Genomic DNA, 17,644 nt, shown 5'->3' on the forward strand with positions numbered 1-17,644 from the left:
CGACGGCCTCCGGCTCGGACCGGACGGTCTCAGCACTCACGGCGGCAGCGCCGTTCTCCGGGGTGACGGCAGCCTCTGGCACCGACGGGGCGCTAACAGCGCTCGCGTCGGCAGCGCCGTCCTCGATCGCGACGGCGGCTTCCGGCACCGACTGGGCGCTTTCGGCGCTCAGGTCGACAGCGGCCGCCTCGGACGCATCGGCCGCTTCCGACACGGATGGAGCAGTGCTCCCGGCACCGTCCTCGGTCACGGCGGCCGTCTCTCCTACCGACGAGACGCTTTCAGCGCTCGACTCGCCAGCGGGAACCGACGCATCGGCCGTCTCCACTTCAGCGGAAACCTCTTCGTCCGCAACCTCTTCGGCAACGGACCGCTCGGCGTCTTTGCCCAACTCCTCCGGCGCGATCACATCGAACGCCGCGTCGTCGTAGGCCTCGTACAGCGGCGAACCGTTGCCCGTCGGTGCGACGACGTCGGAGTGCGCGCCGCACCCGTATTCGACGTGCACCACGTGTCCGTCCGCGCCCATCGCGTTGCCGCAGACGCCGAAAGCGGCGCGCAGGGCACCGGCGAGCGGGACGTAGAAGCCGCACTTGCCGCAGGTGGACGGCGCGGCCTTGGCCATCTCGGTGTCGGGGCCGTATTCGGAGTACCAGCGTTCGGCGGCCTCGATACGGCCTTCCTCGCTGAGCACCTTGGTGCGGCCGAGGCCGATCTCCAGCGCGACCTCGTCGACCTCCGGGTCGCCGCTGCGCACGTAGCCGGGCACCAGCCGGGGGTCGTCCTGCGGCGGGGCGAGCAGGTCGCCGGGCGCGAGATCGCCCGGCCGGATCCGCTGGTCCCACGGCACGAATTCGGGCGCGACCAAGGCGTCCGGACCGGGCAGCAGCGCGGACTCGCTGACCGTCGCGCGATCGGCGCCGGGCGGGGCCGCCACGACGACGGCCCACTGCCAGCCGCGATAGCCGGGCAGGGTGGCCTCGAAACGGTGGGTCGCCGCGCTCTCGTCCTCGACGCTGACGCCGAGGTGCGCGCCGACGGCGGAGGGCTCCAACTCCAGGAGCGCACGGCGGGCCAGGTCCGCGGCTTCGGCAAGGACCGGCCGGACGTCGGACTCCGAAACAGATGCTGCGCTCACGGCCTACATTTTGCCGTATGGAGCGGAATCGGCGTGCGTTGGCCATCGGTGTGCTGGTCGGTCTGCTCGCGACGTGCGGTTGCGGCGCCGAGGAGCCCGAGCCGCCGCGGCTGCGGATAGAGGTCGTCGGCGCCCGGCCGCACGATCCGAAAGCCTTCACCCAGGGCCTCGAGGTGCACGGCGACGTCCTCTACGAAGGCACCGGACTGCGTGGTCGCTCCACCGTGCGCGCGACGGATCTGCGGACCGGCGCCGAACTGGCCCGCGCCGAAGTCCCCGCCCCGTATTTCGGCGAGGGCATCGCCAGAGCGGGCGACACGCTGTGGCAGCTCACCTGGCAGGACGGCGTCGCTTTCGCGCGCGACCCGGTCACCCTCGCGACCCGGGCCGAGGCCGCCTACCAGGGCGAGGGCTGGGGGCTGTGCGCGCGGAACGGCCGGTTGGTCATGAGCGACGGCTCGAACACGCTGACCTTCCGCGACCCGGCCACCTTCGCCCCCACCGGTTCGGTGACCTTGAAGAACCGCAGCGGCGCGCACCTGAACGAACTCGATTGCGCAGCGGACGGTTCCGTCTACGCCAACGACTACCCGACGAACCGGATCCTGCGCATCGACCCGGACACCGGCGAAGTGCTCGGCGTCGCCGACGCCGCCGACCTGCTCACCCGCGAGCAGCGCGCCCAGGCCGACGTGCTCAACGGCATCGCCCAGCTCCCGGGCACCGACCGCTTCCTGATCACCGGGAAATACTGGCCGACCGTGTTCGAGGTCCGTTTCGTGCCCGCCTGAATCGCGGCGGGACGCGAGGAACGTCACTTCTGCCCGACAACGAGGAGCGCCGGTGCGTTCCTCTCGCCGTAGTACGACAGAATTGAGTGGTGACTACTCCGCGCGATCCCTTCGGTCCCGAGCGTGGTCCATGGGATGGCGAGGAGCCGCCGATCGAACGGCATCCCGGCTACGACCGATATCCCCCGCCCAACGCGCCCGCCCGGCGCAGGCCGCTGCCGCCGCTGGATCCCGGCCGCAACGCACCCCAGCGCGGTCCGCTCGGTCCATTGCGCAAAACGCCGCAGGAGCCCGACCCGCACGCTCGAACACGCGAGCTCGGCCGCCGAGGGCAGGACGACGAGCCGACACGGAAGACCTCGCGCCGCGTCTTCCGACGGCAGCCCGCCGACACCAAGCGCTTCGAGGCGCCGGACCTGCCGCCCGAACCGGCGCAGCCGGAACCGGCCGCACCGCCGCCCGAACAGCGCACACCGCGCAAGCTGACCGTCACCAGGGTCGCCGCGCTGCGCGGCCGGGAGCTGACCGAGAAGGGCATTGCCACCTTCCAGCGCGCGGCCAAGGCCGACGGCGCGGACAAGTCCGGCCTCACCGCGCTGACCTACGCCACCATGGCGAACTTCGCGCTGGACGCCGCGATCGCGGTGGCGCTGGCCAACACGCTGTTCTTCGCCAGCGCCACCGCGGAGAGCAAGTCCAAGGTCGCGCTGTACCTGTTGATCACCATCGCGCCGTTCGCGGTGATCGCGCCGCTGATCGGCCCGCTGCTGGACCGATTGCAGCGCGGCCGCAGGCTGGCACTCGCCACCTCGTTCGGCGCGCGCGCCGTGCTCGCCGTGGTGCTGATCTTGCAGTTCGACACGTGGGCGCTCTATCCGCTCGCGCTGTGCATGATGATCGGCAGCAAGTCGTTCTCGGTGCTCAAGAGCGCCGTGACACCGCGCGTGCTACCGCCGGATATCGACTTGGTGCGCACCAACTCCCGGCTCACCGTCTTCGGTCTGGTCGGCGGCACCATCGGCGCGGGCGGCATCGCGGCGCTCGTCGCGGCGATCACGGGTTCCACGGGCGCGCTCGTGCTCGCCGTTCTCATCGCGGGCGCGGGCGCCTATCTGAGTCTGCGCATCCCGCGGTGGGTGGAGGTGACCGAGGGCGAAGTGCCCGCGACCCTGAGCTATCACGGCGACGACGCGAACACCGAGGTGCTGCGCGAGGGCGCGCAGTCCGCTGTGCCCGCGCGCAAACGCAGGCAGCCGCTCGGGCGCGCCGTCGTCACCGGACTGTGGGGCAACAGCGCCATCCGCGTGCTGACCGGCTTCCTCACCTTCTACGTGGCGTTCGTCGCCAAGGCGACCGAGCACCGGCCGGTGCAACAGGCGGCGATGCTCGGCTTGGTCGGCGCGGCCGCCGCGATCGGCAACTTCACCGGCAACGCCACCGGCGCCCGCCTGGCGCTCGGCAGGCCCTCGCTGATCGTGCTCGGCTGCACCGCCGCGTGCACCGGGGTCGCGGTGTTCGCGATCTTCGCCGACAACCTGCTCGGCGCGGCGGTCGCGACCCTGGTCGCGGCGGGCGCGAGCGCGCTGGCGAAGGTGTCGCTGGACGCCTCGATCCAGGACGATCTGCCACCGGAGTCGATCGCCTCCGGCTTCGGCCGCTCGGAGACCGTGCTGCAACTGAGCTGGGTGGTCGGCGGCGCGGCGGGCGTGCTGCTGCCGACCGACTACTGGAAGGGCTTCGCGGTCGTTTCCGGAATACTCGTGCTCGGACTGATCCAGACCTTCGTCAGCTACCGCGGCCATTCGCTGTTGCCCGGCTTCGGCGGGAACCGGCCGCAGCACGCGGAACAGGAAGTGCCCGCGGCGCGGAAACCGCACGGCGACGGCATCCAACGAGAAACGGGAGATCCGATCTGGTGAACAAGCTCTCTGGCCGCACCGTCGCCGCGCTGGTCGGTGTCGCGCTGACGCTCGTAGTCGCGGTTACCGCCGTCGTGGTGATCGTGGCGGTGCGCAACGCGCCCGAGCACGACCCCGAGATCACCGCCTACGCGTACGGCAAGTCGGTCACCGTGCCGCCGTACCAGTACTGCGACATCCGGATCGTCGGCGACGACCAGCTCGACCTATCCAATTGCCGCCAGGGCGAATCCGTCGATCTCGAGGTGCCCGCGGGCTACCCGCTGCAACTGTCGCTGCCGCATTCGATCGCGGAGGCACCGTGGCTGGCGCAGCTGGTCTACGCGCTGCCGAACGGCGACATCGTGGATCGGGTCATCAGCCACAACGACTACCCCGACGGCACGCTGGCGCTGACCATCGATTCGCGTCCGCTGCCCGAACTCCGCCTCATCGGAGTGGAATTGCAGCTGCCGGTGCCCGCGATCGACGAGAGCGGCAGGGAGACAACCGTTCCGCACGCCGCCTGGTCGATCCGCACGGCCTGACCGCTCGATCCGCCGGGCGCGCACGGCATCCCGGCGGATCGGTCGAAATGCGTATCGCCGCCTTCGCTCCGGCCGTGCGCGGGGCTATCGACCTGTGTCGATCAGTGGTCGAGTTCCCGCGCGACGGCCCGGACGACCTCGGAAATGGTGCGCGCGGACTTGCGATCCGGGTACCGGCCCTTGCGCAGGTCCGGCTGCACCTTGGTCTCCAGCAGGGTGATCATGTCCTCGACCATCCCGTGCAGTTCGTCGGGGGTGCGGCGCGGACCGGCGGGTTCCTTGCGGTTGCCGCGATCGCGTTCCTGGCCCTGCCGCACCGACGGCGGCGCCTCGAGCAGCTTCAGGCTCAGCGCCTGCGGACCGCGACGGCCCGCCGCCATGCCGAATTCGACGCGCTGCCCGGGCTTCAGGCCTTCGACACCGTCGGGCAGCGCGGACGAGCGGACGTAGACGTCCTCACCCTCGTCCTGGGAAAGGAAGCCGAAGCCCTTTTCGACGTCGTACCACTTCACCCTGCCGGTCGGCACTGCGCTCACCCGTTCATCATCGACACCCGGACCCGGACGGTCCGAGCACATCCGTCTGCTCGAAACTGCGCGGCGAATTCCCGCCGGGAGCAGCTCCTGTCAGTTTGCGAAAAGAACGCGCCCCACAAGCCTGTAGGACGCGATTGTCATCGAGTCTACCCCGGTGGCAATAACCGAAGCACATCAGTTTTACGGTCGAGAGGTGACGAACCCTTCCGCGCCGCCGCCGCCGAGCGACTCGCCGCGCCGCTCCGGAGATTGGTTGTTGAAGCTCGCGCTCGCTCTGTTCGCGATCGGATTGCTGGCGGTCATCGCGATCTTCCTGACGCCGATCCTCACCGACGGCCTGCCGGGACTGTGGCTGTACCTGCTCGCGATGCTCGCGCCCGTCGGCTTCCTCTGCGCGCTGGTGTTCGCGCTGTGGTCCGGCCGCCGGTCCAGATGACCGCGAACTGAGTACCCGACCGGTTCGTTACCCACTCCAAGGTGTGATCCTCGTCACATCACGGGAAGGTCACGGAGGGGCAACAGTGCTAGAGCAGCGGCGTGTCGCGCCTCCTAGCTGCGCGGAAGCGGTCACGCACCCACCGAGACCACATCGAGACCCGCGCGTACACGCCGGTTACCAAATAGTGATTTTTCGCGCGGATCGACGTACGGTCTATCCCAGCCGGGACACCCGGCACCACCGGCCCGCCGCACCGAACCTCGCCCCGCGGGTACCGGACCCCGACGGATAACAGGGGCGAGGGCGGGACGGACGACCTCTCAGTCCGAACCCGAGCGAAACCTCGCAGGTGCGGACGAGAGGAAGACACCCGATATGAGTGGACGCCATCGCAAGCCGACCTCCACCGGGCGCACCGTAGCCAAGGTCGCCGTCACCGGCGCGATCTTCGGCACCGCAGGTGTGGCCCTCGCTGGAAACGCCAGCGCGGCTCCCGACTCCGACTGGGATCGCCTCGCACAGTGTGAAGCCGGCGGCAACTGGGGCATCAACACCGGCAACGGTTTCCAGGGCGGCCTGCAATTCTCCCCGAGCACCTGGAACTCGCACGGCGGCCAGGAGTTCGCGGCCACCGCCAACCAGGCCTCCCGCGAAGAGCAGATCGTCGTCGCCGAAAAGGTCCTGGCCTCGCAAGGCTGGGGCGCTTGGCCGTCGTGCTCGGCCAAGCTGGGGCTGAAGAGCGCCCCGACCGAGCGCAGCGCTCCGGCCAGCGCGGAGGCTCCGCGCTGGAACCCCGAGCCGTCCGCACCGCAGGCCCAGGCCGCCGACGCCAACCAAGAGATCTTCCAGGCCGTCGACCGCGCGATCGCCGCGGTGCAGCAGCAGGGCGTGCAGATTCCGCAGCCCGCACTCGATTTCTTCAACGCCGCCAAGGCGAACGGGGTCACGTTGGATCCCGCCGTCGTGAACTTCTACGAGGCGAACAAGGGCCTGCTGCCCTCCTGAGTCTCGTTTCACGAACAAGGCCCCCGCATCAACGAGGATGCGGGGGCCTTGTTCGTACCTGCGGCCGCGGTCGGCCGAGATCAGCGGTTGATCACCGTGTGCGGGTGCACGTAGGCCAGCTGCTCGGCCGGAACCGGAAACTCGGTGTCCTCGCCGTAGGGCGACAGGCCACCGGACCGGGTCGAGGAGAGCTCGGTGACCGCGTGATCACCATCGGCCACCTGGGGCCAACCGTTGTCGACATAGGGCTTCTTAGATTTGTTCACCACGCCCCTCATGCTAGCTCCCCCGCCTCTCCGCGTTTCAGGCCAGACCTAGGTGCGCGGCCGAGCAGTGTTGGCGACCGGCGGTTGAGACGAGGGTGACGTCAGCCCGTCCCCGGTGAGTTACCCGGGCCGTGCGAAATCTGTCGTCGCGTCAGGCATATCGGCATCTGCGATGGAACAAAGTGTCCTGGTCCGGCGAGCGGGCTGGCATCGCACTAGGCTGGATCGGATGACTCTGACCAGTGCCCTTGCCGCGTGGCTCGGGGCGCGCAGCGACGACCAGCTGGTGCGGCTGCTGCAGCTGCGGCCCGATCTCGCTGTGCCGCTGCCCTCCTCGATGGCGGTGCTGGCGGCCAGGGCCGAACAGCGCGCGTCGGTGCTGCGCGCCACCGACGATCTGAACACCCTCGACTTCGCCATCGTGGAAACGCTTGCCGTGCACGGCGCCTCGAGGGCGCCGGGCGACGGCACGCCGCTGACCCGAAAAGCGCTGCACGCGCAATTGAAAGGACGCGCGACCAAGGCCGCGATCGAGGAGTCGCTCGACCGTCTGACCGCCCGCGCCCTGGTCTGGCTCGACGGTGACGATCTGCACTCGAGCGCCGCGGCGGCCGAAGCCCTGCCGTGGCCGATCGGCAGCACCACCGAGTTGCCCGACGCGCTCACCGAAGCCGAGGTCGTCACGGCGCTTGCCGCGGTATCCCCCGCCGAACGCGCCCTGCTGGAGAAACTGGCGAGCACCGGTCCGCGCGGTCGCACCAAGGACGCCGCGCCGGGCACCCCCGCCGACCGTCCGGTTCAGCAGCTGCTCGCGCGCAGGCTGTTGCACCGGATCGACGACGAGACCGTGGAACTGCCGATCACGGTCGGCCAGGTGTTGCGCCGCGAGCCGGTCACCCATCCGCATGCGCTGACGCCCCCGAAGCCGGAGCCGGCCAAGTACGCGCCCGCCGACGTCAACGCCGTCGCGGCGGGCGAGGTGGGCGAGCTGCTGCGCCATTGCACCGACATCCTGGAGGCGCTCGGGCAGACGCCCGCACCAGCACTGCGCGCGGGCGGACTCGGCGTACGGGAGCTGCGCCGAGTCGCCAAGCAGACCGGCATCGACGAGACGCGAGCAGGCCTGCTCGTCGAACTGCTGGCGGCCGCGAAGCTCATCGAGAAGGGCCAGCCGGACCCGCCGCCGGATTTCGACTCGGTGGACGACTACTGGGCGCCGACGCCCGCCGCCGACGCCTGGCTGGAAGGGCCCGCCGCGCGGCGCTGGACCGTGCTCGCGATGGTGTGGCTCGATCTGGACCGGATGCCGTGGATGATCGGTATGCGCGACGCCAACGACAAGCCGCTGGCCGCACTCTCCCTGGAGCTGCGCACCCCGACCGCGCCACGGGACCGGCGCGCCATTCTGGAACTGCTCGCCGAATTCCCGTCCGGCAGCGCGCTCGACCCCACCGACATCGGCCGCATCCTGGCCTGGCGACAGCCGCGCTGGCGCAGGCACTTCCGGCGCGAGGCGATCGAGAACACCGTGCGCGAGGCGGCCGAGGTCGGTCTGATCGGACGCGGCGCGCTCGGCTCGCCCGGCCGCGCGCTGCTGCACGGCGCGGTGACCAGCGCGGCCGACGCCGAGGCCGCCATGGAGGAGGCGCTGCCCGCCCCGGTCGACCACGTCCTGGTGCAGGCCGACCTGACGGTGATCGCCCCCGGCCCGCTGACGGCCGAGCTGCAACAGCGGGTCGCGCTCGTCGCCGACGTCGAATCAGCTGGCGCGGCAACGGTCTATCGGATCGGCGAGGACTCGGTGCGGCGCGCGCTCGACGCCGGGCTGACGGCCGCCGAGCTGCACACGCTGTTCACCACGCACTCCCGCACGCCGATCCCGCAGGCGCTGACCTATCTCATCGATGACGTGGCCCGCAGGCACGGCAGGCTGCGCGCGGGCATGGCGCAGTCGTTCGTGCGCAGCGACGATCCGACGCTGCTCGCGCAGGTGCTGGCGGCGCCGGTCGCGGGCGCGCTCGCGTTGCGTGCGGTGGCGCCGACGGTGGCGATCTCGCAGGCGCCGCTCGGCGAGGTGCTCGAACAGCTGCGTGCGGCCGGGTTCGCGCCCGCGGGCGAGGATTCGGCGGGCGCGATCGTGGATCTGCGCACCCGCGGCGCGCGCATCTCGGTGCGGCCGAACGCGCGTCAGGCCTACCGGCCGTCGCCGCCGAGTACCGAACAGCTCGAGCTGCTCGTCGCCGAGCTCAGGGCGGGCGAGCGCGCGGCGAGCGCGCGCTCGGGTCAGTCGGTGCGCACGGACGGCACCAGAACGAGCACGGCCGCCACACTCGCGCTGCTGCAATTGGCGGCACGGGTGCGGCGGCCGGTGAACATCGGCTACGTCGACGCCTCGGGCGTCGCGTCCCAGCGCGTCGTCGAGCCGTTGAAAGTCGGCAACGGGCAACTCGACGCGCTGGACCCGGTGACGGGCGCGGTCCGGCACTTCACGTTGCACCGGATCGCGTCGGTCGCACTGCTCGAGTGATCAGCTGTTGGGCTTGCCCACGCAGAACAGGGTCTTCGGGTCGGAGACGGTGATGAACTCCGTGGCGCTCTCGCAGAGCAGTTCGTCGGTCTGGCCGTCGACGCGCTGCAGGACCTTGAAGGTCGCCTCGGTCGAGGTGCAGTCGACCCACTTGTACGGCGAGGTCGCGACGTCGTTGTAGCAGGCGCCCTGCGCGAAGTTCGGCGCCAGGCACAGGAACGCGGTGCCGCCGCTGGCCAGCTCTTCGGTGTAGCTGGTGTACTCCTTCGACGCGCATTCGGTCTTCTGGTCGAAGCTCTGGTGCACCTTGTACACAGCCTTGGGCGAGGAGCACTCGACCGGCTCGCCCTTGGTGGCGGTGGGCGAGTTGTCGGTGATGTTGATGCAGTCACCGACCTTCGTCTTGGCCACGTCGGACTTGGTTGCGTTGTCGATCGTCGAACAGCCGGTCACCGCGACCGCGAGGGCGGCCACCGCCAGGAGGGCGAGCACGACACGTGCCAGCAGCCTCGTTCCTGGGAACTTCACGGGAAAACCTCTCTCACCGAATACGTTCACGGGCGTGAACGCGGTGAGGATACCCGCACGATCGCGGTGACCGCATCAACTCGGTCCAGCGCGCGGCCGGGGCGGGTTCAGAGAATGGTGCCGTACATCCCGAGGATGGCGAATCCCAGCACGCGTGGGAGCAGTTGACCGAGCATTTGCAGACCAAAGTAGTTCACTGGCAATGCCTTCCACAGATCGCCCACTTGGTGGACGTTCGTCCAATACGTCGACTGTGTCGTCGGCGCACGGCGAGTCGTTACGCTTGGCAGGTATGACGCTCGAGGACGTCGCAGGCGACCTGTACGCAGTGGAGCCCTCCGAGTTCGTCGCGGCGCGCGCCGCACGGGTCGCCGAGGCCAAGGAGTCCGGCGACAAGGAGCTCGCGTCCGCCATCGGCAAGCTGCGCAAACCGACCGTCACCGCGTGGACGGTGAACCTGCTCGCCCGCTCGGTACCCGACGAAGTGGACGCCCTGCTTCGGCTCGGCGACGCCCTGCGCACGGCGCAGCGCCAACTGTCCGGCGACCAGCTGCGCACGCTGACCACCCAGCGGCAGCAGGTCGTCAACGCGCTGTCCCGGCGGGCGGGGGCGCTGGCCGCCGAGGCGGGCAAGCCGGTGAACGAAGGCGTGCTGCGCGAGGTAGGCCAGACTCTGACCGCGGCCCTCGCCGACCCGGAGGTGGCCGATCAGGTGCGCACCGGCACGCTGGCCACCGCCGCGAGCTACGAGGGATTCGGTCCGGCCGGGCCGGAGCTGGTCGCGATCGACGGCAAGGGCTCCGCGAAGAAGCAGGCGCGCAAAGAACAGAAGGGCAAGGAACCGAAGACCGAGGAACCCGACGCGGAGGCTCGCCAGGAACTGGAAGACGCCCGCGCCGCGCTCGAATCAGCTGACGCCGCCATGGATTCGGCGCAGCGGGAGGCCGACGAGACGGCCGCGCGGCGCACCGAGATCGAGGAGCGGATCACCGCGCTGCGCGCCGAGCTCGAGCACGCCGAACAGGAGAAACAGTTCGCCCGCACCGCAGAACGCGGCGCGCAGGACGAGTTGCGTTCGGCGCAGCGGCAACTCGATCGGGTGCGGCGCTGGGTGGAACGGGCGCGGGCGCGCGTGGAGGGCTGAGCTCAGAGCCGCAGGTCGCCAGGGAAGAGGTACTCGTCGGCGGGCGGTGCGGTCTGGTTCAGCCACGCGTCGAAGAATCCGCGCAGATCCGTCCCGGTCTTCGACTGCACGAACGCGCGGAACTCGGGCATCGAGGCGTTGCCGTAGGCGTGTCGGGCGAGGAATTCCCGCAACGCGCCGAAGAATACGTCGTCGCCGATTTGCTTGCGCAGGGCGTGCAGGAAGAGCGGGCCGCGGTAGTAGACCGAGGTGAACTCGAAACCGGCGCCGGGGTTTTCCAGCGGGATATCCCAGAAGGTCTGTTCGTCGTACCACTTCGCGATGGTCTCGCGGTACTGGGCGTCGACGTCCTTGCCCTCCATCCGCTCCGGCCACAGGTAGTCGGCGGTGTAACTGGCGAAGCACTCGTTGAGACAGATGTCGGACCACTGCCGCACCGATACCGCGTCACCCCACCACTGGTGCGCGATCTCGTGCACCACGGTCTGCAGATCGGTCCACGGCGCGTAGATCGGGCGGGTCTGGGTCTCCAAGGAGAACACGATGTCGGCGTCGACGTAGATGCCGCCCGCCGCGTCGAACGGGTACGGGCCGAAGAGGTGCTCGGTGAAATCGAGGATCTCGGGCAGCCGCGCCTCGAGCTCGCGGTTGTGCTCGGCGTCGGGGGCGAAGGCGCTCAGCAGCGGCATGCCGTTGGCGCGCTGCTGCTCGAGGTAGGAGAAGTGGTCGATCGCGACGGTGGTCAGGTAGCCGAGGACCGGAGAGCGCGATTCCCAACTGACCGTGCGCTTGTCGGCATGCACCGAGTTCCGGGTGCGGTATCCGTTGGACATGACCTCCCACTCCGCGGGCACGGTCGCGTGCAGCGCGAAGGTGGCTTTGTCCAAGGGGGTGTCGTTGAGCGGGTACCAGGTGGTCGCGGAGTGCGGCTCACCGGCGACGAACGCGCCACCGCTCGGCGCGAAGGTCCAGCCCTCGCCCACGGTGCTGGTCATCTCGCCCGCGTAATCGACGGTCACGGTGAACGGCAAGCCGGGCAGGATCGGCAGCAGCGGGGTGACCGTGAGTTCGTGCTCGCCGTTGCGGTCGAAGGAGGCGGGCTGGTTGTTCACCGAGACCATCCGCACGGGCGGCCCGGCGAAGTCGAGATTGAACGCGCGCAACGCCTGCGTCGCGACGGCGTCGATGCGGGTGCTGCCGTCGAGCAGGCGACTCGGCGGGTCGTAATCGATGGTGACGTCGTAGTGGCGGACGTCGTAGCCGCCGTTGCCGTCCATGGGGTAGTACGGATCGCCGAGCCCTGGCGCACCGACGAACGGGTCGGCGTTCGCCGGTCCCGCCGCCGTCAGCACGACCGCGGCGACCGCGGCACTTACCAAGCCGGACAACCTCATTCGACAACCGCCCCTCTCACCGCACCCCATACCGGTACCGGCGTACCGCGCAGGTGGATGGTAGCCGGTTCAGTCCGCGGTGCCGCTGAGTGCCACCGACGCGCCGAGTCCGACGATCATCGCGCCGCCCGCTCCGCCGACGGCTTCGAGCCTACGCGGCGACTGGGCGAACCAGCTGCGGGCCGAGGCGGCCAGCAACGCCCACGCGCTGTCGGACACCAGCGCGATGGCAAGGAACACCGTCCCGAGAACGACGAACTGCAAAGGCAGCGAACCGGTCGCCGGATCGACGAAATGCGGCAGCACGGCGGAGAAGAACACGATCCCCTTCGGGTTGGTCACGCCGACGAGCACGCTCTGCCGGAAGACGCGGCCGTCGGCGCCGGTGTCCACGCTCGCGCCGAGCGCGTCGCGCAAAGCCTTGCGTTCGCGGATCGCCTGCACGCCCAGGTAGACCAGATACAGCGCGCCCGCGAACTTCACCACGGTGAGCGCGAGCGACGAGGCGGCGAGCAAGGTGCCGAGCCCGATCGCGACGAAGACCAGGCAGATCAGCACGCCCGCGCAGTGGCCGACGGCCGAGATCAGCGCGGCCCGCCTGCCGAGGGCGAGCGCCCGCCCGACGGTGAACAGCACACCGGGGCCGGGGATCACGACGATGAGGGTGGCTGCGGCCATGAACGCCAACAGGTTGGTCATGGGAACCATCACGGCAGTGTATTTCGCCGCGGACGGCACACGGCGTGTCGCGCGAAGGCGGCGCGCTCAGTTGCCGAGATCGTCCGGCAGCTGCTGCGGATCGAGCAGGAGGCGCTTGGCCGAGGTGCGGCGCACCTGCGCGGCGAGCGCGAGATTGTCGGTGAGCAGCCGCCATTCGACCTCGCTGATGGCGGCGCGCGCCTTGGCGATGACCCGGTCGTCCCTGGTCCCCCAGGCGATCGGCATGGCGCTCACCGACTGCCAGCGCTCCCCCACCTGGCGCGGCGCGCGGTCGGTGCGGATCGCCACCGACGGCACCCGCTCGCCCGCGCGCTTCTCGTGCCCTGGCAGATCACGCACCTTGCGGATCACCAAGGCGTAGCGCGGATCGGTCGCCTCGGGCGTCGACACGTCGACGAGCGCGAGCAGCACGACGCCGGTCGGATAGGTCTCCGAGACGACGGCGGGCACGAGTTCACCGTCGGCGTAGAGGCGATCGATGCTCGACCGGTGCGGCGACCACAGCGCCACCCACAGCGCGGTCACCGTGCCGAGCGCGAAGGCGACCGCCAGCAGATAGGACCACGGGTGGTTCAGCCAGATCAGATAGGCCGTCACGGTGGCGGCGATGACGGCGGCCGCGATCGCGGCGATGCGCAACCGGCGTAGGTCGGCGAACACTTCGTTCACCGCATGGGCGTGCCTGCGGTCCACCGCGAATTCGAAGCGTCGCACGTCTCTTTCCTAGCACACGTTGCGGAGGATTTGCCTCCACTTATCCGATGGCAGGACCCAGCAAGTCGTCGGCATCCGTAATGCGATACGCATACCCCTGCTCGGCCAGAAAACGCTGCCGGTGCGCGGCGTATTCGGCGTCCAGCGTGTCCCGGGCGACCACCGAATAGAAATGCGCCTGACCGCCGTCGTGCTTGGGACGCAACAGCCTGCCCAGCCGCTGCGCCTCCTCCTGGCGCGAACCGAAAGTTCCCGAAACCTGCACCGCCACCGAAGCTTCCGGCAAATCGATGGAGAAATTCGCGACCTTGCTCACCACCAGCACCGGAATCTCACCGCGCCGGAACGCGTCGAAAAGCTCTTCGCGCTCTTTGGTTTTCGTCGAACCCTGGATCACCGGCGCGTTCAAGTGCTCGCCCAATTCGTCGAGCTGTTCCAGGTACGCGCCGATCACCAGGCTCGGCGAATCCTTGTGCTTGGCCAGAATCGATTCGACCACCGCGATTTTGGTGCGCGCGGTCGAGCACAGCTTGTAGCGCTCCTCCGGCTCGGCGGTCGCGTATGACATCCGCTCGGCGTCGGTGAGCGTCACCCGCACCTCGATGCAGTCGGCCGGGGCGATCCAGCCCTGCGCCTCGATGTCCTTCCACGGTGCGTCGTAGCGCTTCGGGCCGATCAGCGAGAACACGTCGCCCTCGCGGCCGTCCTCACGCACCAGGGTGGCGGTGAGGCCGAGCCTGCGCCGGGACTGCAGATCCGCGGTCATCCGGAAGACCGGCGCGGGCAGCAGGTGCACCTCGTCGTAGATGACCAGGCCCCAGTCGCGGCTGTCGAACAGCTCGAGGTGCTTGTACTCACCCTTCGTCCGGCGGGTGATCACCTGGTAGGTCGCGATGGTGATCGGCCGGATCTCCTTGCGCTCGCCGGAGTACTCGCCGATCTCGTCTTCGGTCAGCGAGGTGCGGGCCAGCAGCTCGCGCCGCCACTGCCTGCCCGCGACGGTGTTGGTCACCAGGATCAGCGTCGTCGCCTTGGCCTTGGCCATCGCCGCGGCGCCGACCATCGTCTTGCCCGCGCCGCATGGCAACACCACGACGCCCGAGCCGCCCGCCCAGAACGAGTCCGCCGCCATTTGCTGGTAGTCGCGTAGGTGCCAGTGGCCGCCGGCGTAGTCCAGCTCGATCGGATGGGCCTCGCCGTCGACGTACCCGGCCAGATCCTCGGCGGGCCAGCCGATCTTGAGCAGCATCTGCTTGATCCGCCCACGCTCGGACGGGTGCACCACCACGGTGTCGTCATCGATGCGCGCGCCGAGCATCGGGGCGATCTTCTTGTGCCGAAGCACCTCTTCCAGCACCGCGCGGTCCAGGCTGACCAGCGTGAGGCCGTGCGCGGGATGCTTCACCAGCTGCAACCTGCCGTACCTGGCCATGGTGTCGACCACGTCGACGAGCAGCGGCTGCGGCACCGCGTACCTGGAGTAGCTGACCAGAGCGTCGACCACCTGCTCGGCGTCGTGCCCGGCCGCACGCGCGTTCCACAGCGCGAGCGGCGTCACCCGGTAGGTGTGCACGTGCTCGGGCGCGCGTTCCAGCTCGGCGAACGGCGCGATGGCCTGACGCGCCGTGTCGGCCAACTCGTGGTCGACCTCCAGCAGCAGCGTCTTGTCACTCTGAACGATCAACGGACCGTCGGTCACAGTCTCTCCTCGTATCGGGGGCAGGTGAACCCGCACATAGGGTGCTTCTCCGCGTGAGTGCCTGGCAACGGGAAGACAGGGTCTGCTTGGGCGCCGTCTCCGCACAAGTACACCTGCCGAATACGGACGTGCGCTCATTCCATTCATGCACGGTCGTGCGCCTGCTCGGCCCATTCTTCCCGAGGCCACCGACAACCCGCAGGCCGCGGTGGGTGCGCGCGGCGGCTTCGGCTCCTGATCTACCAGCGTCCGGCACGGGCGTTTTGTTCCGTTGCGCCGGTCACGGTGAGGGTCCAGCGGAGTCGAAGTGGACCGAGACGGGGTGGGGCGCGGTCGGCGACGATCGGGGGCATGATCGAGACGGCGGCGATTGTCGGGGTGGCGGCGGCCGCGCTCGGCATGGTGCTCACACCCGGGCCCAACATGATGTATCTGGTTTCTCGGACGGTATCCCAAGGGCGGCGGGCCGGGCTGGTGTCGCTGGCCGGGGTGGCGGCCGGTTTCGGCGTGTATCTCGCCGCGGCGACGGCCGGTATCACCGCGGTGTTCGCGGTGGTGCCCGGGTTGTATCTCGCGGTGAAGCTGGCCGGGGCGGCGTATCTGTTGTGGCTGGCCTGGCAGGCGCTGCGACCTGGCGGCGTCTCGGTGTTCGCGCCCTCGGAGCTGCCCGCCGATCCGGCCCGGCGGCTGTTCACCATGGGCCTGGTCACCAACCTGCTCAATCCGAAGATCGCGATCATGTATCTCGCGCTGATCCCGCAGTTCGTCGCGCCCGACCGGGGTCTGGTCTGGCTCCAGAGCTTGTCCCTCGGCTCGATCCAGATCGCCGTCGCGCTCACCGTGAACGGACTGATCGTGCTCGGCGCGAGCTCCATCTCCGGCTTCCTGACCGGTCGGCCACTGTGGTTGCGCGCGCAGCGGTATGTGATGGGCACGATGCTCGGTTCGGTCGCGGTGCTGCTCGCGACCGACCGCGCCCGCCCGGCACCGGCCTGAGGCGCGGCTCGTCCTATCCCGGCGCGTCCCATCCCGGCGCGGGGCCAGGCTCGTCGCGGTCCCCGGTTCCGCTCGGCGCGGGCCTTACCCGAGTCGGCTCGGCGGGCACACCGCTCGTCCGCTCCGTCCCGACGGCATCGACGGGCCTGATCTCAGGCCGGTTTGCGGGCCTCGATCAGTACGCGCGCCGAGTGGGCGACGAGCAGTCCTTCGGTTTCGATCTCCCGATGCAGCTCGAGCAGCCGGTCCCGATACTCGGCGGCGAAGGGCAACGGTGGTTCGTCCGAGTCGGCGACCACCACGACGCCCATCGGGTGCGGCAGGCCGGTGGCCTTGGCGACGTTGGGCGGCCACGATTCGGCGGACGAATCGCCACGCGTTTGCGACCGCTCGCCGATCGGCAATCGGGTGTCGCGGAACTCACAGCGCAACCGACGTGCAAACCTGCTGAGCGAAGAAGGGGTGAAAGGAGCGGTTCCATGGTCGCCGGGTTGGACGTCATGGCCACGCAGCTGGATTCCGCCGTGAACGCCGCCCAGCGCATGGGCGAGTTGCTCGGGGTGGTCTCGTTCGCGGCCTCGGGCGCGCTGCTCGCCGTCCGCAAGAACATGGATGTCTTCGGCATGGCGGTGCTGGCCTGTAGCACCGCGCTCGGCGGCGGCGTCATCCGCGACCTGCTCATCGGGCGCACGCCGCCCGCCGCCTTCACCGACCTGACCTACCTGTGCGCGTCCCTGCTGACGGCGCTGGTGATCTTCTTCAAGCACCCGTCGCACCGGCTCACCGGCCCGCTCGAGGTCTTCGACGCCGTCGGGCTCGGCCTGTTCTGCGTGACCGGTACCGCGGTCGCCTATGCCCAGGGCGTCGGCGCGCCGACGGCCGCGCTGCTCGGCATGGTCACCGCGATCGGCGGCGGTGTCATCCGCGACGTGCTCGGCGGCGAGGTGCCGCGGGTGCTGCGCCCGGACCAAGAGCTGTACGCGGTGCCCGCGCTGCTCGGCGCGGCCGCCACCGCGACGCTGCTGCACTTCGACGCCTACTGGGCGTGGACCGGTCTGCTCGCCGCCTTCCTCGCCATCGCCTTCCGCCTGCTGGCTCGCCGCTACGGCTGGCACGCGCCGCAGGCCCGGCGCAACACTGGCCGCCTCGATCGCTCTCCCGACTGAACGACGCGCAGCCGAAAGGCCACGCCGACCCGGGCCGAACCGACGCGCGCCCGCGCCCAACGAACCCAGCGCCCCACGGCCGATGAACTCAGCGCCTCGCGCCCAACCAACCCAGCGCCGCTGGACCGAAAGAGA

16 protein-coding genes and 2 pseudogenes are annotated in these 17,644 nt (G+C 69.8%); 9 read left to right on the top strand and 9 right to left on the bottom strand.

The features are described 5' to 3' along the window. Positions 1 to 421 precede the first annotated feature (421 nt). Positions 422 to 1,138, bottom strand: a pseudogene (locus ABZV58_RS12640) (DUF3027 domain-containing protein); the annotation flags it as partial. A 17-nt stretch (positions 1,139 to 1,155) separates the two neighbouring features. On the opposite strand from ABZV58_RS12640, the gene ABZV58_RS12645 reads away from it, so the two are divergent. From ABZV58_RS12645 to ABZV58_RS12655, 3 genes are all read left to right on the top strand, one after another. Next, the gene (locus ABZV58_RS12645) at positions 1,156 to 1,929 is read left to right on the top strand and encodes a glutaminyl-peptide cyclotransferase (protein ID WP_355000260.1); all 774 of its coding nucleotides are present in this window, start codon (positions 1,156 to 1,158) and stop codon (positions 1,927 to 1,929) included. Between the two features lie 89 nt (positions 1,930 to 2,018). Beyond that, a complete protein-coding gene (locus ABZV58_RS12650) occupies positions 2,019 to 3,848 on the top strand; it encodes an MFS transporter (protein WP_355000261.1) in 1,830 nt (609 codons plus the stop codon). Then, entirely contained in the window at positions 3,845 to 4,375 is a 531-nt protein-coding gene (locus ABZV58_RS12655; protein WP_355000262.1) for a DUF2771 domain-containing protein, read from the top strand. The genes ABZV58_RS12650 and ABZV58_RS12655 overlap by 4 nt, the downstream gene beginning before the upstream one ends. Positions 4,376 to 4,476: 101 nt before the next feature. Here ABZV58_RS12655 and ABZV58_RS12660 read toward each other — a convergent pair whose 3' ends face one another. Continuing rightward, positions 4,477 to 4,902, bottom strand: coding sequence for a cold-shock protein (locus ABZV58_RS12660; RefSeq protein WP_355000549.1), 426 nt, complete (start codon positions 4,900 to 4,902; stop codon positions 4,477 to 4,479). 202 nt (positions 4,903 to 5,104) lie between these two features. Here ABZV58_RS12660 and ABZV58_RS12665 point away from each other — a divergent pair, with 202 nt between their 5' ends. Further along, complete coding sequence (locus ABZV58_RS12665) at positions 5,105 to 5,347, top strand: hypothetical protein (RefSeq protein ID WP_355000263.1); 243 nt, start codon at positions 5,105 to 5,107, stop codon at positions 5,345 to 5,347. Positions 5,348 to 5,725: 378 nt separating this feature from the next. After that, a complete protein-coding gene (locus tag ABZV58_RS12670) occupies positions 5,726 to 6,355 on the top strand; it encodes a resuscitation-promoting factor Rpf1 domain-containing protein (RefSeq protein ID WP_355000264.1) in 630 nt (209 codons plus the stop codon). Between the two features lie 80 nt (positions 6,356 to 6,435). Here the strand turns inward: ABZV58_RS12670 and ABZV58_RS12675 are convergent, their stop codons facing one another. Beyond that, on the bottom strand, positions 6,436 to 6,624 hold the full coding sequence (locus ABZV58_RS12675; protein ID WP_067840224.1) for a hypothetical protein: 189 nt from the start codon (positions 6,622 to 6,624) through the stop codon (positions 6,436 to 6,438). 226 nt (positions 6,625 to 6,850) lie between these two features. Here ABZV58_RS12675 and ABZV58_RS12680 point away from each other — a divergent pair, with 226 nt between their 5' ends. Beyond that, the gene (locus ABZV58_RS12680; protein WP_355000265.1) at positions 6,851 to 9,148 is read left to right on the top strand and encodes a helicase-associated domain-containing protein; all 2,298 of its coding nucleotides are present in this window, start codon (positions 6,851 to 6,853) and stop codon (positions 9,146 to 9,148) included. Here the strand turns inward: ABZV58_RS12680 and ABZV58_RS12685 are convergent, their stop codons facing one another. Next, positions 9,149 to 9,676, bottom strand: coding sequence for a hypothetical protein (locus tag ABZV58_RS12685; RefSeq protein WP_355000266.1), 528 nt, complete (start codon positions 9,674 to 9,676; stop codon positions 9,149 to 9,151). It lies immediately after the preceding gene. Positions 9,677 to 9,968: 292 nt separating this feature from the next. On the opposite strand from ABZV58_RS12685, the gene ABZV58_RS12690 reads away from it, so the two are divergent. Further along, positions 9,969 to 10,820, top strand: coding sequence for a hypothetical protein (locus ABZV58_RS12690; protein WP_355000267.1), 852 nt, complete (start codon positions 9,969 to 9,971; stop codon positions 10,818 to 10,820). Positions 10,821 to 10,822: 2 nt separating this feature from the next. On the opposite strand, the gene ABZV58_RS12695 is transcribed toward ABZV58_RS12690, so the two are convergent. The 4 genes from ABZV58_RS12695 to ABZV58_RS12710 form a co-directional block, all read right to left on the bottom strand. After that, positions 10,823 to 12,214 carry a M1 family metallopeptidase gene (locus tag ABZV58_RS12695; protein ID WP_355000268.1) on the bottom strand — a complete coding sequence of 464 codons (1,392 nt, stop codon included), beginning with the start codon at positions 12,212 to 12,214 and terminating at the stop codon, positions 10,823 to 10,825. Between the two features lie 69 nt (positions 12,215 to 12,283). Next, on the bottom strand, positions 12,284 to 12,922 hold the full coding sequence (locus tag ABZV58_RS12700; protein ID WP_355000269.1) for a LysE family translocator: 639 nt from the start codon (positions 12,920 to 12,922) through the stop codon (positions 12,284 to 12,286). A gap of 57 nt (positions 12,923 to 12,979) precedes the next feature. Beyond that, positions 12,980 to 13,648, bottom strand: coding sequence for a DUF3239 domain-containing protein (locus tag ABZV58_RS12705; protein ID WP_355000270.1), 669 nt, complete (start codon positions 13,646 to 13,648; stop codon positions 12,980 to 12,982). 40 nt (positions 13,649 to 13,688) lie between these two features. After that, a complete protein-coding gene (locus ABZV58_RS12710) occupies positions 13,689 to 15,347 on the bottom strand; it encodes a DNA repair helicase XPB (RefSeq protein ID WP_355000271.1) in 1,659 nt (552 codons plus the stop codon). A gap of 351 nt (positions 15,348 to 15,698) precedes the next feature. Between ABZV58_RS12710 and ABZV58_RS12715 the strand changes: the two genes are divergently transcribed. Beyond that, positions 15,699 to 16,343: a LysE family translocator gene (locus tag ABZV58_RS12715; protein WP_355000272.1), complete on the top strand. Its 645-nt coding sequence runs from the start codon at positions 15,699 to 15,701 to the stop codon at positions 16,341 to 16,343. 260 nt (positions 16,344 to 16,603) lie between these two features. Here ABZV58_RS12715 and ABZV58_RS12720 read toward each other — a convergent pair. Next, positions 16,604 to 16,711: pseudogene (locus ABZV58_RS12720) on the bottom strand (SAM-dependent methyltransferase); the annotation flags it as partial. 111 nt (positions 16,712 to 16,822) lie between these two features. On the opposite strand from ABZV58_RS12720, the gene ABZV58_RS12725 reads away from it, so the two are divergent. Beyond that, the gene (locus ABZV58_RS12725; RefSeq protein ID WP_355000273.1) at positions 16,823 to 17,509 is read left to right on the top strand and encodes a trimeric intracellular cation channel family protein; all 687 of its coding nucleotides are present in this window, start codon (positions 16,823 to 16,825) and stop codon (positions 17,507 to 17,509) included. Positions 17,510 to 17,644: the final 135 nt, after the last annotated feature.

Origin of the sequence: Nocardia sp. NPDC004654 (assembly GCF_040609595.1) — a bacterium.
In the GTDB taxonomy this organism is placed as follows: Bacteria; Actinomycetota; Actinomycetes; order Mycobacteriales; family Mycobacteriaceae; genus Nocardia.